Annotated in this window: 15 protein-coding genes; 11 read left to right on the top strand and 4 right to left on the bottom strand. The window is 69.9% G+C overall.

Annotated features, from left to right (window positions below; genetic code table 11):
- Positions 1–101: 101 nt before the first annotated feature.
- From JYJ93_RS24405 to JYJ93_RS24395, 3 genes are all read right to left on the bottom strand, one after another.
- On the bottom strand, positions 102–12161 hold the full coding sequence (locus JYJ93_RS24405) for a non-ribosomal peptide synthetase (RefSeq protein WP_206795120.1): 12060 nt from the start codon (positions 12159–12161) through the stop codon (positions 102–104).
- Positions 12162–12332: 171 nt separating this feature from the next.
- Positions 12333–12875 (bottom strand): DUF3105 domain-containing protein, encoded by a 543-nt coding sequence (locus JYJ93_RS24400; protein WP_242543917.1) that lies wholly within the window; start codon positions 12873–12875, stop codon positions 12333–12335.
- Between the two features lie 33 nt (positions 12876–12908).
- Positions 12909–14009 carry a DHH family phosphoesterase gene (locus JYJ93_RS24395; protein ID WP_206795116.1) on the bottom strand — a complete coding sequence of 367 codons (1101 nt, stop codon included), beginning with the start codon at positions 14007–14009 and terminating at the stop codon, positions 12909–12911.
- A gap of 118 nt (positions 14010–14127) precedes the next feature.
- Here JYJ93_RS24395 and uvsE point away from each other — a divergent pair, with 118 nt between their 5' ends.
- From uvsE to JYJ93_RS24365, 6 genes are all read left to right on the top strand, one after another.
- Entirely contained in the window at positions 14128–15063 is a 936-nt protein-coding gene (gene uvsE, locus JYJ93_RS24390; RefSeq protein WP_242543916.1) for a UV DNA damage repair endonuclease UvsE, read from the top strand.
- Between the two features lie 45 nt (positions 15064–15108).
- The gene (locus JYJ93_RS24385; protein ID WP_206795112.1) at positions 15109–16950 is read left to right on the top strand and encodes a M2 family metallopeptidase; all 1842 of its coding nucleotides are present in this window, start codon (positions 15109–15111) and stop codon (positions 16948–16950) included.
- Between the two features lie 120 nt (positions 16951–17070).
- Complete coding sequence (locus tag JYJ93_RS24380; protein ID WP_014397260.1) at positions 17071–17274, top strand: cold-shock protein; 204 nt, start codon at positions 17071–17073, stop codon at positions 17272–17274.
- 76 nt (positions 17275–17350) lie between these two features.
- Entirely contained in the window at positions 17351–19441 is a 2091-nt protein-coding gene (locus JYJ93_RS24375) for a hypothetical protein (RefSeq protein WP_206795110.1), read from the top strand.
- A 42-nt stretch (positions 19442–19483) separates the two neighbouring features.
- Positions 19484–20134 (top strand): hypothetical protein, encoded by a 651-nt coding sequence (locus JYJ93_RS24370; protein WP_206795109.1) that lies wholly within the window; start codon positions 19484–19486, stop codon positions 20132–20134.
- Entirely contained in the window at positions 20131–20376 is a 246-nt protein-coding gene (locus JYJ93_RS24365; protein WP_206795107.1) for a hypothetical protein, read from the top strand. Before JYJ93_RS24370 ends, JYJ93_RS24365 begins: the two co-directional genes overlap by 4 nt.
- A gap of 46 nt (positions 20377–20422) precedes the next feature.
- On the opposite strand, the gene JYJ93_RS24360 is transcribed toward JYJ93_RS24365, so the two are convergent.
- Positions 20423–21166, bottom strand: coding sequence for an FKBP-type peptidyl-prolyl cis-trans isomerase (locus JYJ93_RS24360; protein WP_206795105.1), 744 nt, complete (start codon positions 21164–21166; stop codon positions 20423–20425).
- A 240-nt stretch (positions 21167–21406) separates the two neighbouring features.
- Here JYJ93_RS24360 and JYJ93_RS24355 point away from each other — a divergent pair, with 240 nt between their 5' ends.
- From JYJ93_RS24355 to JYJ93_RS24335, 5 genes are all read left to right on the top strand, one after another.
- Complete coding sequence (locus JYJ93_RS24355) at positions 21407–21739, top strand: PilZ domain-containing protein (RefSeq protein WP_120566093.1); 333 nt, start codon at positions 21407–21409, stop codon at positions 21737–21739.
- A 200-nt stretch (positions 21740–21939) separates the two neighbouring features.
- Positions 21940–22755 (top strand): hypothetical protein, encoded by an 816-nt coding sequence (locus JYJ93_RS24350; protein ID WP_206795103.1) that lies wholly within the window; start codon positions 21940–21942, stop codon positions 22753–22755.
- Positions 22755–23132 (top strand): hypothetical protein, encoded by a 378-nt coding sequence (locus JYJ93_RS24345; RefSeq protein WP_206795101.1) that lies wholly within the window; start codon positions 22755–22757, stop codon positions 23130–23132. Before JYJ93_RS24350 ends, JYJ93_RS24345 begins: the two co-directional genes overlap by 1 nt.
- A 198-nt stretch (positions 23133–23330) precedes the next feature.
- The gene (locus JYJ93_RS24340) at positions 23331–24461 is read left to right on the top strand and encodes an AI-2E family transporter (RefSeq protein WP_269013129.1); all 1131 of its coding nucleotides are present in this window, start codon (positions 23331–23333) and stop codon (positions 24459–24461) included.
- On the top strand, positions 24458–25138 hold the full coding sequence (locus tag JYJ93_RS24335) for a uracil-DNA glycosylase (RefSeq protein ID WP_206795099.1): 681 nt from the start codon (positions 24458–24460) through the stop codon (positions 25136–25138). Before JYJ93_RS24340 ends, JYJ93_RS24335 begins: the two co-directional genes overlap by 4 nt.
- Positions 25139–25188 lie beyond the last annotated feature (50 nt).

Raw genomic sequence — 25188 nt, 5'->3', positions numbered from 1 at the left:
GGCGCTAGTACGCTCCGGCGCCCTCAGTCCTTCCGCTGATGCCCCTCGCGTTCCCCTGACCGTCCACTTCCCGGTCAGGCCAGCGGTGGCTCCCTGGACCGCTATGCGACCGAGCTTCGGGGCGCGGTGTCCTCGATGCGCCGCAGGCACGCGGTCAGGTGCCGCGCCATCGTGTCGACGTTCGGCGGTTCGATCATCGTCTGGTGGTTGCCGGGCACGGGCAGCACCTCCAGCCCGCGCCGCACGAGCCCCTGCCACGGCTGTTCCGGGTGCAGCGGGTGGGGTGGCACGTGGACCTGGGCCTTCAGGTACGTGGCTGTGCCCTCGTAGGGCACGGGCGCGTAGCTGAAGAGGGCGCGCATGTGGGCCTTCCACACGTCCAGGAAGATCTCCAGGTCGCGCAGCGAATACGAGTCCGGCACGGTCGCGCCCTCGCGGGCCTGGCGCAGCACCTCCTTCATCTGCTCATGCGGAGGAAGGGCGCGCAGGCGCTGGGCGAGCGCCGGGGTGTCATCGCCGAACATGGCCGCGAGCAGCGCGGCGTCGTCCTCGAACTGCGTGGGCATCTGGCCAGGACCCGGCGTGTCGAGGAAGACGAGCAGCGCCGGAGGAATGCCCAACGCGAGCATGCGCTGGGCCATCTCGTAGACGATGGTGCCGCCCATGGAGAGGCCCACGAGGTAGTAGGGCCCCTGGGGCTGCCACTGGAGCATGGCGCCCAGATGGTGTGCCGCGAGCACTTCGATGCTGCCCAGCGGCGGGCACTCGCCGTTCACTCCCGGAGCCTGAAAGCCATACACCGTGCGGTCGGGACCGAGCGCACGCACCATGTCCTGGTAGCAGAACACCGTGCCGCCCACCGGGTGCATGCACCACAGCGGCGGAAGGTCGGACCGTCCTTCCTGGAGCCGCACGATGCCCTCCGGAAGCGTGGGCCCCTGCGTAACCACCGGTGCATCGGGCGTGAGCTTCGCCTGGATCCACTGCGCGAGCGCCGCGACCGTCGGACTCTGGAAGAGGACCTGGAGCGGGACCTTGAACGGGAAGTGCTCGGACAGCTTGGACACGAGCTGTGCCGCGAGCAGCGAATGGCCGCCCAGATCGAAGAAGCTCGCGGTGACGCTGATGGCCGTGCGCCCCAGGACCTCCGCCCAGACGTTCGCGATCTGTTGTTCCAGCGGCGTGCGAGGTATCACGCCGGCTTCGTCCGTCTCCGTGGTGTCGGAAGGACGGGGCAGTGCGCGGCGGTCCACCTTGCCGTTCGCGTTGAGCGGCAGTGCGTCCATCAGTACGAACGCGGAGGGGACCATGTGGCTGGGGAGCGAACCCTGGACGTGAGTGCGCAGGTCGCTGGCCGTCACCGTGTCGCGGAACGTGACGTAGGCCACCAGCCGCTTGTCGCCTGGGGCGTCCTCACGCACGAGCACCAGCACTTCGCGCACGGCCGGGTGCTGGCGCAGGACGGCCTCGATTTCACCGGGCTCGATGCGGAAGCCGCGCACCTTGACCTGATGGTCGCGGCGGCCGACGAAGTCGAACGCACCATCGTGGCGCTGACGGACGAGGTCGCCGGTGCGGTAGAGGCGGGCACCCGGAGTGTTCGCGAAGGGGTGAGGGATGAACGCGGTGGCGGTGAGCTCGGGCCGCTCCCAGTAGCCCCAGGCGAGGCCGTCACCGCCGACGAACAGCTCACCGACGATGCCGGGTGCCACCGGGTGCAGGTGCGCGTCCAGCACGTAGGCCGTGCTGTTGGACAGGGGCTTCCCAATGGGCACCGTGCCCGTGACGGGCTCCGTGACGAGGTGCCACGTGCTGAACGTGGTGCTCTCCGTGGGGCCGTAGACGTGCACCAGCCTGCGCGGCCCCCCGTGCTCGAGCAACCGGTTCACGCAGGCCGGGTCCGAGGCCTCGCCACCAAAGAGGAGCGTGGACAGGCCATTGAAGGCCGTGGGCTCCGTCCGGGCGACGTGGTTGAAGAGGGCCGTGGTGAGGAACAGGGCGGTGATGCGTTCGTCCCGCAGACCCCGGGCCAGCGTCGCGGGATCGATGATGTCTTCCTTGGAGAACAGGACGAGCGTGGCGCCATTGAGCAGCGCGCCCCACACCTCGAAGGTCGAGGCATCGAAGGACACCGTCGCCGCCTGGGCCACGCGGTCGTCCGGGCCGAAGGGGATGTAGTCCGGGTCCATCACCAGCCGCATCACGGCCTGCTGCGGGACGCAGACGCCCTTGGGCCGGCCCGTGGAGCCGGACGTGTAGATGACGTACGCGGGCTCCAGGGGATGGAAGCGCGTCGCGTCGTAGGGAGAGCCTGGATGGGCAGGGGCCTCCAACGCATCGATGCGGATGCAACTGGCGCTGTCCGAGGTGAACCGGATCGAGGACGCCGAGCTCGTGATGATCCGATGCACCTTCGCATCGGAGATCATGAGGGCCAGGCGATCCACCGGGTAGTCCGGGTCCAAAGGCACGTAGGCGCCGCCCGCCTTGAGCACGGCGACCAGCGCCACGATGAGATCGATGGAGCGCGGCAGGCACACGCCAACGCGGGGCGCATCCGGTCCAATGCCCTGCGCCTTGAGCGTCCACGCGAGCTGATTGGCGCGGGCGTCCAGCTCCGCGTAGGTGAGCGCCTGCGAGCCCTGGCGCACGGCGATGGCCTCCGGACGCGTGGCCACCTGGGCTTCGAAGGCCAGCGCCAGGGAGAGGTCCCTCGGATAGGGCCGGCCCGTGTCGTTCCAGGCCGTGAGGACCTGCTGGCGCTCCGCTTCGGAGAGCCAGGGGAGCGCATGAATGGCCGCGTCGGGCTGATGGAGCGCGCCTTCGAGGAGCCGGCGGAAGTGGTCCGCCATCCGCTCGACGGTGCGAGGTTCGAACAGCGAGGTCGCGTACTCGAACGTGCCGCTGAGGCCTTCCGGGGTTTCGGTCAGGGCCAGGGTGAGGTCGAACTTGGAGGTCGGGGTCTGAAGCTCCATCGCCTGGACCTGGAGGCCTGGAAGCCGCGGCGGCGTCCCAGGTGCGTTCTGCAAGGCGAACATCACCTGCACCAGCGGCCCGTGACTCAGGGCACGTTCGACGTGCAGCTCCTCCACGAGCTTTTCGAACGGAAGCTCCTGATGCGCGTACGCACCCAGGGCCCGGTCGCGCACCTGCCGCACCAGTTCGCGGAAGGCGGCACCGTCGCTCAGGTGGGCCCGCAGCGGTAGCGTGTTGACGAAGAAGCCGATGAGGCCCTCCACCTCCTCGCGCGTGCGGTTCGCGATGGGCGTGCCGACGATGAAGTCCCTCTGCCCGCTGTAGCGCGACAACAGCAGTTGGAAGCCCGCCATCAGCGTCATGAACAGGGTGGCTCCTTCCTGGCGGCCCAGGTCCTCCAATCCTTCGAGCACGCTTCGCGGAAGGGTGAAGACGTGGGTGGCCCCCGCGAACCGCTGCACGGCCGGGCGGGGGTGGTCGGTGGGCAGCTCCAGGACGTGCGGCGCATCCGCCAGTTGCTGCTTCCAGAAGTCGAGCTGCCGTTGGAGCACATCGCCCTGGAGCCACTGTCGCTGCCACGCCGCGTAGTCCGCGTACTGCACGGGCAGGGGCGTCAGGCCCGCGTGACGCGCTCCGTATCCGGCGGACAGCTCGCGGTAGAGCACGCCCATCGACCAACCGTCGGACACGATGTGGTGGAGGTTGAGCAGCAGCACATGGTGCTCAGCGTCCTCGCGCACCAGAAGGGCACGGAACAGCGGACCCTCCGCGAGGTCGAAAGGTGTCTCCGCGTCCTCGCGCAGCAGGGCTTCCGCTTCGTCCCTGGAGGATGCATCGACCCGGCGGAGGGACACGGGCATGCGGGGCAGGATGCGCTGGACGGGGACGCCTTCACCCGGGAACACCGTGCGCAGGGATTCATGCCGGTCCACCAGCACCTGGAGGGCGTGCTCCAGCGCCTCCACGTCCAGCGCCCCATCCAGCCGAAGCGCCATGGGCATGTTGTACGCGGCCCGGTCCGAGTGGAACTGGTTGAGGAACCAGAGCCGCTCCTGCGCGAATGAAAGGGGTGGCGGTGCTTCGCGGTTCCACGTCCGAAGCACCGGAACGGACTGCGACGTGTCCCGCGTGAGTCCTTCCAGTGCGCGTGCCAGGGCTTCGATGGTGGGGAACTCGAAGAGGGTCCGCACTGGGACGGGGACGCCCAGCACCTGCGACGTCCGGGAGACGATCCGCGTGGCCAGCAGCGAGTGTCCACCCAGGTCGAAGAAGTTCGCATCGACCGGGACGTGGGCCCGCTGGAGCACCGCGCACCAGATGGCGCTCAACGTCTGCTCCAGTGCGGTCAGCGTTCGTGTGCCTGCCGTGGTCGGCGCCTCGCCTTCGGGCACGGGTAGTGCGCGGCGGTCCACCTTCCCGTTGGGCGTCATGGGCAGCGCGTCCATCAGCACGAACGCGGAGGGGACCATGTGGCTGGGGAGCGAGCCCTGGACGTGGGCGCGCAGGTCGCTGCCCGTCACCGCGTCGCGGAACGTGACGTAGGCCACCAGCCGCTTGTCGCCTGGGGAGTCCTCGCGCACGAGCACCAGCGCTTCGCGCACGGACGCGTGCTGGCGCAGGACGGCCTCGATTTCACCGGGCTCGATGCGGAAGCCGCGCACCTTGACCTGGTGGTCGCGGCGGCCCACGAAGTCGAAGGCACCGTCGTGGCGCTGACGGACGAGGTCGCCGGTGCGGTAGAGGCGGGCACCCGGAGTGTTCGCGAAGGGGTGGGGGATGAACGCGGTGGCGGTGAGCTCAGGCCGCTCCCAGTAGCCCCAGGCAAGGCCGTCACCGCCGACGAACAGCTCACCGACGATGCCGGGTGCCACCGGGTGCAGGTGCGCGTCCAGCACGTAGGCCGTGCTGTTGGAGACCGGGCGCCCGATGGGCACCGTCACCGCATCGGGTTCGACGTGTGTCGGAGAGAACCACGTGCTGTAGGCGGAGTTCTCCGTGGGCCCGTAGGCGTGAACGATGTGCTCCGGTGCGCTGTGGGAGAGGATGGCGCGGACGCAGGCCGGGTCCGCGGCCTCGCCACCGAACAGGAGCCACCGCAGGCCCTTGAGCAGCGACGGGTCCGTGCGCGCGACGTGGTTGAGGAGCGCCGTGGTCAGGAACAGGACCGTGATGCCCTCTTCGCGGACGCGCCGCGCGAGCACCGCGGGCTCGATGACCTCTTCCTTCGACAGCAGGACCAGCGTCGCGCCGTTGAGCAGTGCGCTCCATAGCTCGAACGTCGAGGCGTCGAAGGCGACCGTGGACGTCTGGGCGATGCGGTCCTCGGGGCGGAGTTGGATGAAGTCAGGGTCGAGGACCAGACGGGCAACACCCCGGTGCGGGATGCAAACGCCCTTGGGCCGGCCCGTGGAGCCGGACGTGTAGATGACGTGCGCCAGGTCATCGCCCGTGCACGCATCCGGAGGTGCGTGGCGCTCCAACCCGTTCGGGAGCGCATCCAGTCGCAGGACCTTCCACGGTCCTTCCGGGACATGACTCACGAATGCCGACGCAGTGACAACCGCGACGAGCCGGGCATCCGAGGCCATGAAGGCGAGCCGATCCGCCGGATAGTCCGGGTCCAGCGGCACGTAGGCGCCACCGGCCTTGAGGATGGCGACGAGCGCGACGATGAGATCGATGGAGCGTGGCAGGCACACGCCAACACGCGGCGCATCCCGTCCAACCCCCTGGGCCTTGAGCGCCCACGCGACCTGATTGGCGCGAGCGTCCAGCTCCGCGTAGGTGAGCGCCTCCGGACCGTGTCGTACGGCAATGGACTCCGGGCGCGCTGCCACCTGCGCGTTGAAGGCGCGCACGAGGGAGGCGTCGCGTGGGTAGCGCCGCGCGGTGTCGTTCCAGCCGACGAGGACCTGATGCCGCTCTGCCTCAGAGAGCCAGGGCAGGGCATGGATGGCCGCATCCGGCTGATGGAGCGCGCCTTCGAGCAGGCGGTGGAAGTGGCCCGCCATCCGCTCGATGGTGTGCGGTTCAAACAGCGCGCTCGCGTATTCGAGGACGCCCGAGAGTCCGTCGCCGGTCTCCTCCAGCATCAAGCTGAGATCGAACTTGGAGGTCTGGAGCGGCAGCTCCACCGCCTGGACCTGGAGGCCCGGAAGCTGGGGCAACGTGCCCGGCGCGTTCTGCAAGGCGAACATCACCTGCACCAGCGGCCCGTGACTCAGGGCGCGCTCGACGTGCAGCTCCTCCACGAGCTTTTCGAACGGAAGCTCCTGATGCGCATATGCCCCCAGGGCCCGGTCCCGCACCTGTCTGAGCACATCCCGGAAGGCGGCACCGTCGCGCAGGTGGGCGCGCAGCGGCAGCGTGTTGACGAAGAAGCCGATGAGGCCTTCCACCTCTGCGCGCGTGCGGTTCGCGATGGGCGTGCCGACGATGAAGTCCCGCTGCCCGCTGTAACGCGACAGCAGCAGCTGGAAGCCCGCCATCAACGTCATGAACAGCGTGGCTCCTTCTTCACGGGCCAGGGCCTCCAGTGAATGGCGGAGCGCGGAAGGCAGCGTGAATCGGAACGTGGCGCCATCGAACCGCTGCACCGCGGGGCGTGGGCGGTCGGTGGGCAGCTCCAGGACATGCGGCGCGTCCGCGAGCTGTTCCTTCCAGAAGCGGAGCTGCCCCTGGAGCACGTCGCCCTGGAGCCACTCGCGCTGCCAGGCCGCGTAGTCCGCGTACTGCACGGGCAGCGGTGACAGTCGCGCCGGCTGTCCCTGGAGCCGTGCGCCGTACTCCGCGGACAACTCACGGTAGAGCACACCCAGCGACCAGCCATCGGACACGATGTGATGCAGGTTGAGCACCAGCACCGAGCACGTGTCTCCGAGCCGGAGCAGCAGCGCTCGGAACAGTGGCCCCTTCGCGAGGTCGAAGGACCGCTCCGCCTCCTGCCGCAAGAGAGCCTGGACCCGCGCCCCGTCGTCGAGTTGCTGAACCTCCAGCGTGAAGACAGGCGCTTCCTCGATGTGCTGCGTGGGACGGTCGCCCTCGGGGAACGTGGTGCGGAGGGACTCGTGCCGCAACACGAGCGCTTCCAGGCTGGCGCGCAGCACCGGGACATCCAGTGGACCGTCCAGGCGCAGCGCCATGGGCATGTTGTAGACGCCGGGGGCGTCGTGGAGTCGGCCCAGGAACCACAGCCGCTCCTGCGCGAAGGACAGCGGAAGCAGTCCGGCCCCGCAAAGTGTCACCGGGATTCGCGAGGCCTCCCGGTGTCCTTCCGCGAGCAGGCCTTCCACGGTCCGGACGAACGCCTCCAGGCGCGGTGCCTCGAAGAGCGCGCGCACGGGAAGCGATACACCCAGCGCATCCCGCACGCGGGACACCACCTGCGTGGCCAGCAGCGAATGCCCGCCCAGGTCGAAGAAGTGGGAGTGCGCCCCCACCTCGCGTCCGCCCAGCACGGCGGCCCAGATGCTGGCGATCCGCGCTTCGATCGGGCTCCGTGGCGCGATGAAGCCTTCGGGGCTGGGGGCCTCGGGAACAGGTAGCGCGCGCCGGTCGATCTTCCCGTTGGGCGTGAGGGGCAACGACTCCAGCACCACGAACGCGGCGGGCACCATGTGGCCCGGGAGCCGTGCGTGGAGGAACTCGCGGAAGACCGTGTCCGTGGCGTCCGTGGCCGCGACATAGGCCACGAGCCGGCGGTCTCCCGGTGTGTCCTCGCGCAGCAGCACGAGCGCTTCCCTCGCGGCGGGGTGTTGCCGCAGGGCTGCTTCCACTTCGCCCAGCTCGATGCGGAAGCCTCGCAGTTTCACCTGATGGTCGCGGCGGCCCACGTACTCCAGCACGCCATCCGCGCGCTGCCGGACCAGGTCGCCCGTGCGGTAGAGCCGGGCCCCGGGCACGTCGCTGAACGGATGGGGAATGAACTTCTCCGCTGTGAGGCCGGACCGGTCCCAATACCCGAGCGCCAGTCCGTCACCCCCGACGAACAGCTCGCCCACGACGCCTGGAGGCACCAGGTGGAACCGGGCATCGAGCACATACGCCGTGCTGTTGGAGATCGGCCCACCGATGGGCACGGAGTCGACGCCCGCGTGCGGCACCCGGTGCCACGTGCTGAACGACGTGTTCTCTGTCGGGCCATAGCCGTTGAGCAACGCCAGGGGCCCGCCGTGCGACAGCACCGCGTTGACGCTGGCGGCATCCGCGGCCTCGCCGCCGAAGATCATCCAGGACAGGTGGCGGAAGGCCTCGGGGCGCGAGCGGGCGACGTGGTTGAACAGCGCCGTGGCCAGCACCATGTGCGTGATGCGCTCGTCCTGGAGCCTGCGCGCCAGGACATCCGGGTCGATGATCTCGTCCTTGGTGAACAGGACCAGCGTGGCGCCGTTGAGCAGCGCGCCCCAGATCTCCAGCGTGGACAGGTCGAACGCGATGGTCGTGGACTGCGCCATCCGGTCGCCGGGCCCCAGCCGCACGTAGTCCGGGTTGAGCACCAGCCGCACCACGCCCTGATGCGGGATGCACACGCCCTTGGGACGGCCCGTGGAACCGGACGTGTAGATGATGTGCGCCAGGTCCACCGGCATCACGGGCCCGGCCGCCGGTGCCTCCACGGCTTCCCACGGCACATCCAGGCACACGGGCGTCCATGAACCTGGAGGCAACCCCGACGCCAGCGCCTCATGCGTGACGATGGCGACCAGTCGCGCGTCGGTGGCCATGAAAGCGAGCCGCTCGGAAGGGTGCTCCGGATCCAGCGGGACGTAGGCGCCGCCCGCCTTGAGGATGGCCAGGAGCGACACAATGAGGTCCACCGAGCGCGGCAGGCACACGCCCACCTGCGGCGTGTGCCGTCCCACGCCAAGCGACCGCAGCCGCCGGCCCAGGTGCTCCGCGCGGGCATCCAGCTCCGCGTACGTGAGCGTCACGGCGCCATGGCTTACTGCGATGGCATCGGGCCGCCGCGCGACCTGGAGCGCGAAGGCGTCCACGATGGACAGCTCCGAAGGGTAGGGGCGCGCCGAAGCGTTCCAATCGCGGAGCACCCGCCGCTGCTCCGCCTCCGACAAGAGCACCGCGTCTCCGGTGGCCCGGTCCGGCGCTTCCACGAAGCACCGCAACACCTGGAGGTAGTGCTCCGTCAGGCGCTCGATGGAGGCCGCATCGAACAGCGCCGTGGCGTATTCGAGCGTGCCCGCGAGCGCGTCACCGGATTCCTCCAGCGCGAGGAACAGGTCGAACTTGGACGTGCGCGTGTCCAGTGTCAGCGGGGTGACGGTGACGTCCGGGAACTGGAGCCGCGACGTGGGTGCGTTCTGGAGCGCGAAGAGCACCTGGATGAGGGGCGTCCGGCTCGGCTCGCGCTCGACCTGGAGCGCTTCCACCAGCTTCTCGAACGGCAGGTGCTGATGGGCGTAAGCCCCCAGCGCGCGGTCACGCACCTGTCCCAGTAGCTGGAGGAACGACGGTTCTCCCTCGAAGCGGGCACGGATGGGCAGCGTGTTGACGAAGAAGCCGATGAGCCCCTCCAGCTCCTTCCGCGTGCGGTTCGCGATGGGCGTGCCCACCACGAAGTCCCGCTGTCCGCTGTAGCGCGACAGCAAGACCTGGAACCCGGTGAGCAGGGCCATGAACAACGTGGCCCCTTCGCGGCGGGCCAGCTCCTCCAGCGAACGGTGAAGCCGCGCCGGGACCGTGAAGCGATGGATGGCACCCGCGAACCGCTGCACGGCGGGACGAGGCCGGTCGGTGGGCAGCTCCAGCACATGCGGCACGTCCTCGAGCTCCCGCTCCCAGAAGCCCAGCTCCCGCTGGAGCACATCGCCCTGGATCCACTGGCGCTGCCACGCCGCGTAGTCGGGATACTGGAGGGGCAGGGGCGCCAGGTCCCGAGCGAGGTACGCCGTGGACAGCTCCTGGTACAGCACGCCAAAGGACCAGCCGTCGGAGACGATGTGGTGCAGGTTCAGCACCAGCACGTGCCGCTGCTCCGCTTCACGGATGAGCAGCGCCCGGAACAACGGCCCCCGGGCCAGGTCGAACGGCCGTTCCGCTTCACGCTGCATGCACGCGAGCGTCTCCGCCTCCGAGCTGGACTCCGCGCGCTCCAGCGTCACAGGCAGGTGCGCGGCGACGTGCTGGATGGCGGTGCCTTCACCAGGGAAGGTGGTGCGCAGGGACTCATGCCGGTCCACCACGGCCTGAAGCGCCTGCTCCAGCGCGGCAGTGTCCAGCGGCCCTTCCAGCCGGAACGCGAACGGCAGCGAGTACAACGCGGAGCCCGGCATCCACTGATCCAGGAACCACAGCCGCTGCTGCGCGAACGACAACTGCTCCCGCGCCGCATCCGTGCACGGAGGGATGGGCGCCTCGGCGCGTTCGACCGTCGGCGCGGCCATCTCCAGCGCGGCGGCGAAGTCGCGCAGGAGGGGGTTCGCGAACAGCAGGCGCAGCGGCACGGGACGCTGGAGCACATCGCACAGCCGGCCGATGGCCTGCGTGGCCAGGAGGGATTGCCCACCCAGCTCGAAGAAGTCCGCCGTGGCGCTGACTGCCTCCACGTGCAGCACGTCCGCCCAGACGCGGGCGACGGTCCGTTCCAGCGCGGTCTCCGGCGCGACGAAGTCCTCTTCGGCCCCGGGACAGTCGCGCGGATCCGGCAGCGCCTTGCGCTCCACCTTGCCGTTGGCCGTGAGCGGCATCACGTCCAGGACGACGATGGCCGAAGGCAGCATGTGCGCGGGCAGGTGGCTCTTCAGGTGCGCCCGCAGCACCGGCGCCGTGAGGGGCTCTGACGCCGTCACGTACGCCACGAGCCGCCGGTCTCCCGGCACGTCCTCGCGAACCATCACCACGGCCTCCTGCACGGAGGCCTCCAGGCGCAGCGCCGCTTCAATCTCTCCCGGCTCGATGCGGAAGCCGCGCACCTTGACCTGGTGGTCCACGCGTCCCACGAAGTCCACCGCGCCGTCCTCGAGCCGCCGCGCGAGGTCCCCCGAGCGATACATGCGCGCGCCCGGTTCGGTGCTGAAGGGATCCGGCAGGAACCGTTCGGCGGTGAGGTCCGGACGCTCCCAGTAGCCCCACGCGACGCCGCTGCCTCCGGTGTACAGCTCGCCCACGGCGCCCACGGGCAGCTCGCGGCCCTCCGGGTCCAGCACGTACATCCGCGTGCCGGAGATGGCGTGGCCGATGGGCGCCGGCTCGGAGCCGAGCGGCGCGCACAGGAGCTGGCAGCTCGTGAAGGTGGTGTTCTCCGTGGGGCCGTAGCAGTTGAAGATGCGCGTGCGCGGCAGGGCCTCCAGCGCCCGGCGCGCGTGGGGCAGCGACATCACCTCGCCGCCCGTATAGAGCTGTCGCAGCGTCTGCGTGCCCGGCAGGCCCCGGTCCACCAGCGTGTTGAACAGGCCGGTGGTGAGGAACGCGGTCGTCACGCGCTCCTCGCGCAGGAAGTCTCCCAGTTCATCCAGCGCGGAGGCCCCTCGCGAGAACACGGCGACGCGGCCTCCATTGAGCAGCGGTCCCCAGAGCTCGAACGTGGACGCGTCGAACGCCACCGGTGCCAACTGCAACAGCACTTCATCTGGCCCCAGGTTCACGTAGTCCGCGTCCAGCACCAGCCGCAGCACGCCCCGGTGGGGCACGCACACGCCCTTGGGACGGCCCGTCGAACCCGATGTGAAGACGACATAGGCCAGGTCGTCCTCCACGACGTCGCGCGCGATGGGCCCGTCGCTGAACCCCGCCAATGCGTCCGCGTCCGTGTCCAGCCGGAGCGTGTGCCAGTCCCCCGACGGCAGGTGTGACTCCAGCCCGGCATGCGTGACGATGATCCGCACGCGCGAATCCGTGGCCATGAAGGCCAGCCGCTCCGAGGGGTACTCCGGATCCAGCGGGACGTACGCACCGCCAGCCTTGAGGACGCCGACCAGCGTGACGATGAGGTCCACCGAGCGTGGTAGGCACACGCCCACCTGGGGGCGTTCGCGGCCCACGCCCCGCGCCTTCAACCAGCCCGCGAGCCGGTTCGCCCGCGCATCCAACTCCGCGTATGTGAGCTGCTGCCCGTCACACCGGACGGCGACGGCCTGGGGACGGAGCGCGGCCTGGACCTCGAACGCATCAGCGATGTTTCGAGGAGCCAGACCCCGGGGGGACACGGGGGCGTCGACGGTGTCGGTCATGTCGACGCGCCACCCCCGACAAAGGGGGTGGTGGACTCAGGACCGCCCGGGGAAGCGCAGGCGGGTCAAACAGGGGCGGCGCGTGTCTCGGATTAAGAGACCCTGAGGCAGCGCACGCAAAAATTTGGCGCGGTGTTCGTGTATGCAATTTGTTCCGTTATTGCTGACATTTCATGGAGGGCAGGTCAGTCCTGGTTCATTGGCGTCTACATCCTGCAGCGCGAGCAGACACGTGAGCGCGTCCGGATCCACGGAGTCCATCAGGTAGGTGCGGCGCCACAGCAGCGCCGCGAAGCGCTTGGGCAACTGCGAGTCCGGCGTGACGAGCGCGCGGCGCACGCCGTTGCTGCCTACCGCGGCCTTCGCCATCGCGGCCTCCAGCTTCGCGACCTCGTCGGGGCAGCCCTCCGGACAGTTGTAGAGGAACACCGCGTGGCCGTGCTCCAGGTTGTGGATCCACGAACAGCGCGGCTGCTCCTCGGTGTAGTTGCGGCACGACAGCCACGTGGAGCAATGCAGGCCGGAGTTGGGCGGGTTCTCACCGTTGCCGCACGCGGTGCTGCCGCACGAGCTCACGTGATTGGCCGGCGACGTGTCCGAAAGCGGGAACGAGTACCGCTCGCAGGCCTCGCCACCGGGGTTGGGCGGATCATCGTTCGTCGAACCGCAGGCGAGACACAGCGAGAAGAGGAGGGCGGGGAGGGCGCGAGTCATCCCCTCCGTCATATCGCAACGGCCCTGGGCGCCTCAGCCCGGCGCCACGCCGCGCCGCTCCACGTCCCGGTCGCTCAGCCCCCGGAAGCCCAGGGCGTCCATCATGCGCAGGAAGTCCGCGGGAGGCAGGCTGCCGCCCGTGGCTCGCGAATGGCCATGCGCGAACGAGCCTCCCATCGGCGGCAGGTCCAGGCCCCGCAGCAGGGCGAGCAGGTCCACGGGCTCGCGGCTTCGCAGCACGAAGTTCACGCGGCCGGGCAGGTAGCCCGTGTTGGCGGCGACGACGATGTGGTCCGGCAGCCGCTGTATCCAGCGCATGGCTACCAGCGAGTGCACCTGCGCCTCGGAGCTGAACAACAGGAGCGCCAGGTTGCCCGCGAAGCGCGGCGGCGTCTTCGCGCACCGGGCCACCTCGCGCTGTACCTCCAGGCGGCAGTCGCGCAGCGCGTCCACGCCGGGCACGCGCCCCTCCGCGATGTCCGTCGCGTTGCCCGCGCGCAGCAGCACCTGCATCGCCAGCGGCGCCGCGAACCGGCTGGAGCGGCGGGCCGCGTTGAGCAGCGCCACCGCCTCCGTGATGGACGAGCGCTTCGCCCGCCGCAGCGCGTCCTTGAGGAACGGCATCGGCGCGTCCGCGCCCAGGTCCGCCACCGTCCCCAGCACCGCCAGCCACTCCAGTGGGCCCGGCACGATGAACGAGGACGTGAGCACGTACGTGAGCAGGCTCGTGTTCGCCACGGGCGCATGGCCGTAGGCGGTGAGCACCCGCGCGTCGGGCGGGAACGCCTCCGACGCGTGGTGGTCCACCACCAGCGTGGGCACGCCGGGCAGCAGCGGCTCCGCGCGGCTGCCCATGTCCAGCACCACCAGTGCCTCCGTGGAGGAGGCTCCCAGGCGCTCCAGGAAGCCCGGGTGGTGGACGTCCTCTCCCTTGCCCGGCAGGCGCGCCGTCGGCCGGGCGCCCAGCGACTGGAGTGCGCGGAGCATCAGCACTCCAGAGGTGAGCCCGTCCACGTCCGTGTGCGGCACGACGAGCACGTGCTTGTCCCGGCACGCTTCCAGGAACTCGCGCGCCTGGTCCATCGCCGCCTCTGGCGCGGGCCAGTGCGCATCCTTCGTGTGTCCTAGAAGCATGAAGGAAAGCTGTCACTGCCTGTAGCAGCACGGCAGGGCGCGCCCGTCGAGGCTGGTTGCCCTCCGGACGGCCCCACCGCTGCGGTCGCACGGCCCGAGCGTGGTGACCTTTGCTGGCATGGAAGGCCCTTCGAGCTACCGCCTGGGCTACGTGGCCCAATCCCTGACGCTCGGCGTAAGCGCCGGTCACACCTGCCGCCTCGCCACGGCGACGCCGCAGAGACTGGAGGCGCTCGCCGCGCAGAACCTGGAGGAGCTGGAGCAACTGCTGCGCTTCAACGCGGAGCACGCCATCCACGTGTTCCGCATCGGGTCGTCGCTCATCCCGTTCGGCTCACACCCGGTGAACACGCTGCCCTGGTGGAAGACCTTCGCGGGGACCTTCGCCACGCTGGCCCGCATCGCGCGCCAGTCCCACCAGCGGCTGTCGCTGCATCCGTCTCCGGCCGGCGCGTCGCTGTCCTCGCGCCACGAGCGCGTACGCGACGCCGCCATCGCGGAGCTGCGCTACAGCGCGCGCGTGTTGGACCTGTTGGAGGCGGGGCCCGAGTGCCGCGTCGTCATCCACGTGGGCGGCGCCGCCCCCAGCCGCCCGGAGGCGCTGGACGCCGCGCACCGGATGCTGGACTCGATGCCGGAGGACCTGCGTCAGCGGCTCACCATCGAGCACGATGACAAGGTCTGGACCGCTCGCGAGGTGCTGCCGCTGGCCCGCGAGCACGGCGTCCCCATGGTGGGGGACAACCTGCACAACGCGGTGCTGCCGTCGGATCCACCCATGTCGGTGAAGGAGCTGGTGCGCGAAGCGTCCACCACCTGGCGCGCGCTGGACCTGCGGCCCAAATTCCACCTGGCGTCACAGAAGGCGGGCGGGCGGCCCGGCGCGCACTCGGACCTCGTCGACCCGGTGGACTTCCGCGCCATGGTGGCCGCGCTCGACGGGCCCGCGGACTTCATGCTGGAGGCGAAGGAGAAGGACCGCGCGGTTTTCGCACTGCGTCGGGAGGCGATGTCGCAACGTCCACACAAGGGACAGGGCGCGCGGGCGCCGTGACTTCGCGGGTGCGAGGGCAGGGCACTTCCCATAGTGTCCGCGCCCATGACCCGCACTCCCCAGTCCCTCATTCGCGCGGCCCTGGCCGCCCTGTCGCTCGCGGCGCCCGCGGCCAGCGCGCAGACGAAGACGACGCCCGCTCCGGCCGCGAAGGCCACGCCCGCGGAGGCGAAGCAGTTCGCCGAGAAGCTCAACGCGGACCTGAAGCAGCTCTGGACCCGCCAGGCCACCGCCGAGTGGATCAAGAGCACGTACATCACCGACGACACGGAGCGGAACGCCGCGTCCGTGAACGAAGAGGTGATGGCCTACGTCAACAATGCCATCAAGGACGCGCGCCGCTTCGACGGGCTGAAGCTGGACGCGGACACCGCGCGCATGCTGCACCTCCTGCGCGTGTCCCAGACGCTGCCCGCCCCGGCGGACCCCAAGCAGCGCGCGGAGCTGGCCGCCACCGCCGCGAAGCTGGAGGGCCTCTACGGCAAGGGCAAGTACTGCGGCAAGGACGGCAAGGGGAAGTGCCGCGACCTGGAGGAGCTGTCCGACGTCATGGCGGAGAGCCGCGACGCGAACGCGCTCCTGGACGCGTGGACCGGCTGGCACGCCATCAGCCGACCCATGCGCCCGCTCTACACGCAGCTGGTGAACCTCTCCAACTCGGGCGCGAAGGACATCGGCTTCAACGACCTGGGCACGCTGTGGCGGTCGTCCTACGACATGACCCCCGCGGAGTTCGAGCAGGAGGCGCAGCGGCTCTGGGGCCAGGTCAAGCCCATGTACGACGAGCTGCACTGCTACGTGCGCGGCCGGCTCGCGAAGCAGTACGGCGAGGCCGCCGTGCCCGCCGGCAAGCCCATCCCCGCGCACCTGCTGGGCAACATGTGGGCGCAGGAGTGGAACAACATCTACCCGCTGGTGGAGCCGTTCCCCGGCCAGGCCAGCCTGGACGTGGACAGCGCGCTGGTGAAGCAGGGCTACGACGCGCAGAAGATGGTGAAGCTGGGTGAGAAGTTCTTCACCTCGCTGGGCCTCAAGCCGCTGCCGCAGACCTTCTGGGAGCGCTCGCAGTTCACCAAGCCGAAGGACCGCGACGTCGTCTGCCACGCGTCTGCCTGGGACGTGACGTACGACAACGACCTGCGCATCAAGATGTGCATCAAGCCCACCGAGGAGGACCTGGTCACCATCCACCACGAGCTGGGCCACGACTACTACTACACGTACTACTACAAGCTCCCCGTCCTCTTTCAGGCCGGCGCCAACGACGGCTTCCACGAGGCCATTGGCGACGCGCTCACGCTCTCCATCACCCCGGCCTACCTCCAGCAGGCGGGGCTGCTCAACGCGGTGGAGAAGAACGACAAGAACGTCATCAACCTCCAGCTGAAGGACGCGCTGGAGAAGGTGGCCTTCCTGCCCTTCGGCCTGCTGGTGGACCAGTGGCGCTGGGACGTGTTCAGCGGGAAGGTGAAGCCGGCGGACTACAACAAGAGCTGGTGGGCGATGCGCACGAAGTACCAGGGCATCGCCGCGCCGGTGGCGCGCACGGAGCAGGACTTCGACGCGGGCGCCAAGTACCACGTGCCCGCCAACGTGCCGTACACGCGCTATTTCCTCGCGCGGATCCTCCAGTTCCAGTTCCACAAGGCGCTGTGCGAGGCGGCCGGCATCAAGGGCCCCCTCAACGAGTGCTCCATCTACGGCAACAAGGCCGCGGGCGCGCGCCTGCAGGCCATGCTGGAGATGGGCGCGAGCAAGCCGTGGCCGGACGCGCTGGCGGCGATGACGGGCACGCGCCAGATGGATGCCACGCCGATGCTGGAGTACTTCGCCCCGCTGCGCCGCTGGCTCCAGGAGCAGAACAAGGGCCAGAAGTGCGGCTGGTGACGTGAGCAGGGAGTGGACTTCCCCCGGGACGGGCGCTTAGGCTGGCGCCCGTCTTGTAGGGTTGAACTCTGTAGGACCGGACGGCGACTCTTCCTGTCCGCGATGAAAGAAGAACAGCAAATGGCGACTGGTACCGTGAAGTGGTTCAACGACGCGAAGGGCTTCGGCTTCATCACGCAGGATGGCGGCGGCGAGGACGTGTTCTGCCACCACACCGCCATCAACATGGACGGCTTCCGCACCCTGGCCGAGGGCCAGAAGGTGGAGTTCGAAGTCACCAAGGGCCCCAAGGGCCTGCAGGCGCAGAACGTTCGCGCCGCCTGAGCCTGACCGTTTCCTGATTCACCCAAGAAGGTCCGACTCTCACCGGGTCGGGCCTTCTGTATTTTCCGGAGCCCGCATGCCCGCTTTCCGTCCGCGCTTCCTCCCCCTGGTGGCCGCCCTCGGGTGCGCCACGACGTCGCCCACCCCCCCCGCCACGCCCCCGGACAGCGCCGTCATGGCCGCGCCGTCCGCCCCCGTGTCGAAGGCCTCGCTGGCCGCGCTCAAGCAGGAGCTGGTGAAGCAGCACGGCGAGGCGCAGCGCGCCCGCATCGAGCGAGGCGTGGACCAGGTGGCCGTGCTCTGGCGCCCGGAGGACGGGGACCTGGCCGCCTTCGCGCGCGAGCAGTTCCTGCCCACGGGCCCCCAGTTGGACGCGACGTTCACGCGCTTCGAAGGGTTGTTCGAACAGTTCGACGGCCACATGAACGAGCTGGGCCGGGAGCTCCAGTGGTTCACGGACCTGGACCTGGGGCCGCTGTTGCCGGTGGAGCCGCTGCTCGCGGCGTATGATCCGTCCGCCAACGTCACGTCGGACCTGTTCAACGCGAAGCCGGGCTTCGTCGTGCTGCTCAACTTCCCGCTCACCACGCTGGCCGAGCGCGTGAAGGAGGGCCCGTCGTGGACGCGGCGCCAGTGGGCGGAGGCGAAGCTCGCGTCGCGCTTCAACCGGCGCGTGCCCGCGGCGGTGGAGCAGAAGGTGTCGCAGGCCATCGCGGACGCGAACCTCTACATCGCCGAGTACAACGTCTGGATGCACCACCTGGTGGACGCGAAGGGCCAGCGGCTCTTCCCCCAGGGGCTGCGCCTCATCAGCCACTGGAACCTGCGCGATGAGCTGAAGGCCGACTACACGGACCCGCTCGGCCTGGCGAAGCAGCGGACCATCGTCCAGGTGATGGAGCGCATCGTCACGCAGACGATTCCCGCCGCCGTCATCGACAACCCGCGCGTGGACTGGGATCCGTTCACCAACAAGGTCACGGTGGCGCCGCCGGAGACGGTGGAGGCGAACGCGCCCCAGCGCGCCGTGAAGGCGGACACCGCGCCGGAGCCGGACACGCGCTACGCGCGGCTGCTCGCCACGTTCAATGCATCGCGGAAGGTGGACCCGCATTCGCCGGTGGCCCCCACGCGCATCGCCCGTGCGTTCGAGCTGGACCGGGGCCTGCCGGAGGAGCGCGTGCGCGCGCTGCTCACCCAGCTCCTGGAATCCCCGCTGGTGCCGCGCGTGGCGAAGCTCATTGAGACGCGCCTGGGCCGCCCGCTGGAGCCACAGGACCTGTGGTACCCCGGCTTCCGTCCGGGCTCGAAGGTGCCGGAGGCGCAGCTGGACGCGCTGACGCGCAAGCGCTACCCCACGGCAGACGCCTTCGCGCGCGACATCCCGCGCATCCTCCAGGGGCTGGGCTTCACGCGGGAGAAGGCGGACGTGCTCGCCTCATACATCCGCGTGGACGCCTCCCGGGGCGCGGGCCATGCCCAGCAGGCGCTGCGCCGGGGCGACTTCCCCCGCCTGCGCACGCGCGTGGAGAAGGGGGGCATGGACTACAAGGGCTACAACATCGCGGTGCACGAGCTGGGGCACAACGTGGAGCAGGTCTTCAGCCTGTACCAGGTGGACCACACGCTGCTGTCCGGCGTCCCCAACAACGCCTTCACGGAGGCGCTGGCGTTCGTCTTCCAGGCGCGCGACCTGGAGCTTTTGGGTCTGGGCCAGCCGGACGCGGCCAGCGAGCGCGAGCGGGTGCTCAACGACTTCTGGCAGGCGTGGGAGATCGCCGGCGTGGCGCTGGTGGACATGGCCACGTGGCACTGGATGTACGAACACCCGGACGCCACGCCCGCCCAGTTGCGCGACGCGGTGGCCGGCCTGTCCCGCGACGTGTGGAACCGCTACTACGCGCCGGTGCTGGGGCGGAAGGACAGCCCGGTGCTGGGCATCTACAGCCACATGATCAGCTACCCGCTGTACCTGCCGGACTACCCGCTCGGGCACCTCATCGCCTTCCAGATTGAGGAGCACCTGAAGCAGCACGGCCCGCTGGGCGCGGAGTTCGAGCGCATGGCCACCTTCGGCTCCGTCACCCCGGACGAATGGATGCGCCACGCCACCGGCGCCCCCGTCAGCGCGGACGCTTTGTTGCGCGCCACCGAAGCCGCGCTGTGATAGTTCGGGCATTCCCCATTTAACTCTTCTGGAGGATTGACCTTGAATTTCATCTCTCGTGCGCTGGTGCTGGGTTCCCTGTCGACGATGGTGGGCTGTGCCACGACGAAGGGCGGCACGAAGACCCCGGACACGACCGAGCCGACCCCCGCGACCGCGTCGCTGGTGGACTACTGCGACGACACGCAGAAGGCCATCTCCAAGGAGGCGGACACGATGGCCAGCCCCTACGGGATTGATCAGCACATCGCCAAGAACTTCCCGGACCGCAAGGTGTCGTGGCTGATGACGGACAGCGCGTACCAGAAGTTCGTGGTGCAGACGGGCGCGAAGAACTTCGGCCGCTGCAACGACACGGCCTGCTACCTGTTCGCGGCGCCGTCGGCGGCCATCCACGGCGCGGTGGAGAAGTCGAAGACGGCGGACGGCACGCACGACCCGGCGGTGCTGGGCCAGGCGCTGGGCCTGCCGGCGAAGAACTTCGAGGGCCCGCTGCGGATGATGACGCTGGACCTGGGCGCGCAGAAGGTCTGCACGCGCCTGCCGGTGGACGCGGACCCCGGCGTGTGGAAGTGCCAGACGCCGGAGGACACCGACTGCTTCAAGTTCGGTGGCTACACGTCCGGCGGCGCGCCGGAGGTGATGGTCATCAACGCGCCGGTGGCGGACACGCAGGTGGCGGAGATCCCGTGAGCGACGAGGAGGTGCTCCTCCAGAGCCCGCTCCTGTACCGCGTGCTGCGCGGCCGGGACGGGGGGCTGTCCATCGAGGTCGTGGTGGGCGGCTTCGTCCAGTTCGAGGTGCGCGTGCGCCTGAACGCGGAGGAGACAGCGTCCTTCCAGAAGGAGGGACGTGCCTTCGCGGACCGCCTGGCCCAGGCCATCATGGCCAACCCGCCCTTTGGCGGCCGGTCCGTGAAGGTGCCCGTGCAGTGAAGCCTTCGCGGGGACCCGCCGCGCGCGGGTCCCCGTCGCAAGGAGGCTAGGGCGTGGCGGCGGTGTTGCCGGGGATGTCCACCAGCTCCACCTCGAAGGTGAGCACGGCGTTGGGCGGGATGCGCGAGCCCGTGGGCGGGCGCTCTCCGTACGCGGTGCTCGCGGGGCAGGTGAGCTTCGCCTTGCCGCCGACCTTCATCTTCTGCACGCCCTGGGTCCAGCAGGGGATGACGCCGTTGAGCGGGAACTCCACCGTCATGCCGCGCTTGTAGGAGCTGTCGAACTCCGAGCCGTCCACCAGCGTGCCCTGGTAGTGCACCTTCACGGTGTCGATGGCGCGGGGCGACTTGCCGGTGCCGGCCTTGAGTTCGCGGAAGATGACGCCGGAGGGCAGCCGCGTGGCCCCGGGCTCCTTGGACGCGCGATCCAACGTGGTGACGTTGACCTGCGCCATGCGCGACTTGGCCAGCGTCTGGATCTTCGGCCCGTACTCCTTCGGATCCACGGCGGGCGGAGTGCCGGCAACCGCGTCCTGGATGCCGCGCTGGAGCAGGGCCAGCTCCTCGGGGGTGAGCGCGAGCGCCGTCACGCTCTGGCCCAGCGAGACGCCGAGCGAATAGATGGTCTTCTGATCATCCGTCTGGAGCTCCACGGGCGCCTGGGCGGGGGCGGCCTTCGCGGCGGCCTGGGGCGCGGCGGCCGGCTTGGAGCTCTTCGTCGGGGCCTGGGCCAGGGCAATGCCCGGAGCACCGAGCATCAGGACCAGGGCCGCCTTCCACTGCATACGCATGCTTCCGCCTTTCACGAGCATGAGAGGGACCATAGCGCCGCTCGTGCGCCGTGGGTCGGCCATCCTCGCGCACAGGCCAACGCGAAGAATCCAGCGAGCGGAAAACCCCAGCGCACGCAGGCCTGCCCGGCGGTCGGGAAGGGCGCCGTTTTCTTGCGCGCATGACGTCTGAACGTACTGTGCCTTCAGGTCGCTGCACCCCCGCAGCAGCCTGTTGCACCAGCCGGAGGTCATGAGCCAATGAGCGAGAAGCGGAAGGCCAATCGGGCGCCCCTGGACATCTACCTCAACAAGTACATGGGCGGCGTGCCGTACATGACCCGGGCCGCGGACATCAGCCAGGAAGGTGTCAGTCTCTCGCGCCTCATCGAGCCCCAGCACGACGCGCGCCGCGTGGGCCTCCAGTTCCAGCTCCCCGGCTCCGAGGAGATCATCTACGCCGAGGGTGAAGTCGTACGCGAGTGGAAGGAACTGGGCCGCAAGGAGCAGTCCGGCGTGCGCTTCACGCTGCTCACCGAGCGGCACCGCAAGATGATCGACGCCTACGTCGACCGTCACACCGAAGGCAACTGACACAAGGCGTTACCCTCCGCGTGCGTCACCGCGATTGCGCGGTGCCACCGGCGGTTCGCGGTACCCCGCGCCGGGCTCATCAGGCGGATCCGACTGTCTCCGGGTCGCCTTGACTTCGCGCGAAGTGACCCCCTTGAATGACCGGAGAGGTTCCCTGTGCGCTCGCCGACGTGTCGCGGCGACAACGGGAGGAGTGCTCCGTGAGGCGTTCGCTGTGGGGATTGTTGCTGGTCGTGCCGCTGACGGCGCTGGGCCAGGGCAAGGACGCGAAGGTCGCCGCACCCGCCACGCCCGCCGCTGAACCTGTGCGCGGCGTGGGCAACCCGGGCATCAACTGGGAGGGCCAGATCCTGCGCGCCACGGGCGCCGGGGCCCCGGACCTCAAGGCCGCGAATCCAGGCCAGGCGCGCCTGGGCGCCGAGCGCGCCGCGAAGCAGGACGCGTTCCGCAACCTGCTGGAGCAGGCCCGGAGCATCCAGGTGAGCGCGGGCCGCACGGTGGGCGACGAGTTGGCGCGCGACGAAGTGAAGAGCCGCGTCGAGGGCGCCATCCGTGGCTACAAGGTCGTGGCCACGCGCTACTTCTCCGACAGCGGCGTGGAGATGGACGTGGAGGTGCCGCTCGCGGTGCTCAGCGCGGCGCTGACGCCCGCGCAGGAGCCGGCCATCGTGCTCAACGCCGAAGGCGCGGCGAAGTACACGGGGCTCGTGGTGGACGCGCGAGGGCTGGGCGCGCAGCCGGTGCTCGCGCCCCGATTGGTGGACGGGACGGGCAGGGCGCTCTACGGCGCGACGGTGCTCACGGAGGAGGCGCGCGGCACCGCGGGCGTCGCGGCCTGGTTCAACAGCCTGGACGCGGCCCGGAAGGCCTCGCGCGTGGGCGACAAGCCGCTGGTGGTGAAGGCCGCGCAGCTCCAGGGCTCCGACCTGGTCCTGAGCGCCGAAGGCATCCGCGCGCTCACCGAAGCCAACACCCGCTTCCTGGCCGAGGGCCGGGTCGTCATCGTCACGCAGTGATGTCCGCGCGCTCCCTCACGCGCATCGCGTTGGCCGCGGCGCTGATGAGCGGCTGCGCGGCGAAGCAGGAGCAGCCTGCGACGGTGGCCCGCGCGGAACAGTTGATGGCGTCCAACGCCGCCAAGCGCGGCGACCTGGTGCTCCGGTGCGAGCCCTCGGACGCGCAGATCCTCCTGGACGGGGTGGAGCAGGGGACGTGCAGCGACTTCGCCGGGGTGTCCCGGAGCCTGCGGATGGGGGACTCAGGCTTCCATCAGGTGGAGGTGAAGAAGCGCGGGTTCTACCCCTACACGACCTACTACCAGCCCAACGGCGCGCGGATGACGCTGAAGGTGAAGCTCCGGCCCCTGGCGCCCGAAGGCGGGGCTCCTCCCTGAGGGGTCCACCAGGGCTGGCCCCCTACACCGCGAGGAGGCGGGCGACCGCTCAAGGACCGCAATCAGGGGCCGAAGACGCCGTAGGATGGGCGGGGACAGGAGGCGGTCATCGGACGTCGCAAGAGAGGCAGTGAGCGCGCGGTGAAGGCGGTCCCCCAGCCCATCGCCACCCCGGAAGTATCCCCGGTGCTGCACGTCGTGCACCCGGAGCCCGTGCCCCCGCCTGGCGACCCCTCCGCGTTGGACGAGGCGGAGGCCCGCCGGGTCGACTTCATCTGGTCCGGCGTGATGGTGGGCTCGCTGGCGCTGGTGTTCGCGCTCCTGTCCGTGTTCGGCGGGGTGGCGGTGCCGGTGCTGCTGGCGCTGACGGGCGCGTACGCGTTCAACCCGCTGGTGACGCTCCTGGAGAAGCGCGGCGTGGACCGCACCTGGGGCACGTCCATCCTCTTCTTCGCGGGCACGCTGCTGATGGTGGGCGCGGGCCTGTACCTGGTGCCGGTGTTCCGCGACGAGGCGGCGAAGCTGCCCGGCTTCTTCCAGCGCGCCAGCACCCAGGTGGTGCCGCAGGTGGAGTCGCTCCTGGGCGTGTCGCTGCCGGACCTGGTGAGCCAGCGCACCGCGGAGCTGGGTGAGAAGGCCTCCGAGTTGCTCCAGAGCGCGGGCCCCACGGCGGCGCGGCTGGTGGCGAGCTTCGCCGGCAACACCGCGCGCTTCGCGGCCACGCTGCTGGGCCTGTCGGTGGTGCCGGTGCTGGCGTTCTTCTTCCTCCAGGACTACCCGCGCCTCATGGGGCGCATCCAGGACCTGCTGCCGCGCCGCTCCGTGGTGCTGGTGACCCAGCGCTTCCGCGAGGTGGACGAGGTGCTGTCCGCCTTTGTGCAGGGCCAGCTCACCGTGGGCGCCATCCTGTCGGTGCTCTACGCGGTGGGCCTGTCCGTGGCGCGCATCGACCTGGCCATCGCCATTGGCCTCATTGCAGGCTTCGGCAACATGGTGCCCTACCTGGGCACGGGCATCGGCGTGGTACTGGCCGTGCTGGGCGTCCTGCTGTCCTGGCAGGGGCCGTGGCAGCTGGCGGTGGTGGCGGCGACCTTCATCGTCGGGCAGCTGGCCGAGGGCTTCGTCATCACCCCGCGCGTCGTGGGGGAGAAGGTGGGCCTGGCCCCCGTGGCGGTCATCATCGCCGTGCTCGCGTTCGGTGAGCTGTTCGGCTTCGTGGGCATCCTCCTGGCCGTCCCGGCGAGCGCCATCCTGAAGGTCGTCCTGAGCGTCGTCCTCCAGCGCTACCGCCGCACGCAGCTCTACAAGGGGAGCGTCCAGGCGCCGTGACGAAGCTGGAGAAGCTGCACCAGGAGATCATCGCGTGCCGGGCCTGCCCCCGGCTGGTGGCGTGGCGCGAGGAGGTGGCCCGCGTGAAGCGGCGCGCCTACCGCGACTGGGACTACTGGGGGAAGCCCGTCCCCGGCTTCGGCGACCCGAAGGCCCGGCTGATCATCGTGGGCCTGGCGCCCGCCGCGCACGGGGCCAACCGCACGGGGCGGATGTTCACCGGGGACCGCTCCGGCGACTTCCTCTACGCGGGGCTTCAGCGCGCGGGCTTCGCGAACCAGGGGCACAGCGAGCACCGGAATGACGGGCTGAAGCTGACGGACGCCTTCATCGTCGCCGCCGGCCGGTGCGCGCCGCCGGACAACAAGCCGCTGCCGGAGGAGCTGGCCCGCTGCGCGCCGTTCCTGGACCGGGAGATGGCGCTGTTGCCCGGACGGGTGCTGCTCGCCCTGGGGGCCATCGGGTGGAACGCCGCGCTGGCGTCCGCCGCCCGCACGGGCGGTCCGCTCCCCACGCCCCGTCCCGCCTTCGGCCATGGCGCCGAGTTCCGGCTGCCGGACGGCCGGTGGCTGGTGGGCAGCTACCACGTCAGCCAGCAGAACACCCAGACGGGGAGGCTCACCCCCGCCATGTTCGACGCGGTGATGAAACGCGTCCGCGCGTTGTTGGAGTCGTGAGCATGGGGAAGATCAGGGCCCCTGCTCATGTTCCTTGACAGGTGCGGGAG

The sequence above is a fragment of the Corallococcus sp. NCSPR001 genome (genome assembly GCF_017309135.1).
Taxonomy (GTDB): Bacteria; Myxococcota; Myxococcia; order Myxococcales; family Myxococcaceae; genus Corallococcus.
The sequence above is the reverse complement of the archived record's forward strand: the minus strand, read 5'-3'. Positions and strand labels throughout refer to the sequence as shown.

What these genes read in the sequence shown, in the direction of transcription:
- JYJ93_RS24405 (WP_206795120.1), bottom strand. Translation starts at nt 12,161, where the DNA reads ATGACCGACACCGTCGACGCCCCCGTGTCCCCCCGGGGTCTGGCTCCT.
- JYJ93_RS24380 (WP_014397260.1), top strand. Translation starts at nt 17,071, where the DNA reads ATGGCGACTGGTACCGTGAAGTGGTTCAACGACGCGAAGGGCTTCGGC.
- JYJ93_RS24360 (WP_206795105.1), bottom strand. Translation starts at nt 21,166, where the DNA reads ATGCGTATGCAGTGGAAGGCGGCCCTGGTCCTGATGCTCGGTGCTCCG.
- JYJ93_RS24395 (WP_206795116.1), bottom strand. Translation starts at nt 14,009, where the DNA reads ATGCTTCTAGGACACACGAAGGATGCGCACTGGCCCGCGCCAGAGGCG.
- JYJ93_RS24385 (WP_206795112.1), top strand. Translation starts at nt 15,109, where the DNA reads ATGACCCGCACTCCCCAGTCCCTCATTCGCGCGGCCCTGGCCGCCCTG.
- JYJ93_RS24375 (WP_206795110.1), top strand. Translation starts at nt 17,351, where the DNA reads ATGCCCGCTTTCCGTCCGCGCTTCCTCCCCCTGGTGGCCGCCCTCGGG.
- JYJ93_RS24400 (WP_242543917.1), bottom strand. Translation starts at nt 12,875, where the DNA reads ATGACTCGCGCCCTCCCCGCCCTCCTCTTCTCGCTGTGTCTCGCCTGC.
- JYJ93_RS24355 (WP_120566093.1), top strand. Translation starts at nt 21,407, where the DNA reads ATGAGCGAGAAGCGGAAGGCCAATCGGGCGCCCCTGGACATCTACCTC.
- JYJ93_RS24345 (WP_206795101.1), top strand. Translation starts at nt 22,755, where the DNA reads ATGTCCGCGCGCTCCCTCACGCGCATCGCGTTGGCCGCGGCGCTGATG.
- uvsE (WP_242543916.1), top strand. Translation starts at nt 14,128, where the DNA reads ATGGAAGGCCCTTCGAGCTACCGCCTGGGCTACGTGGCCCAATCCCTG.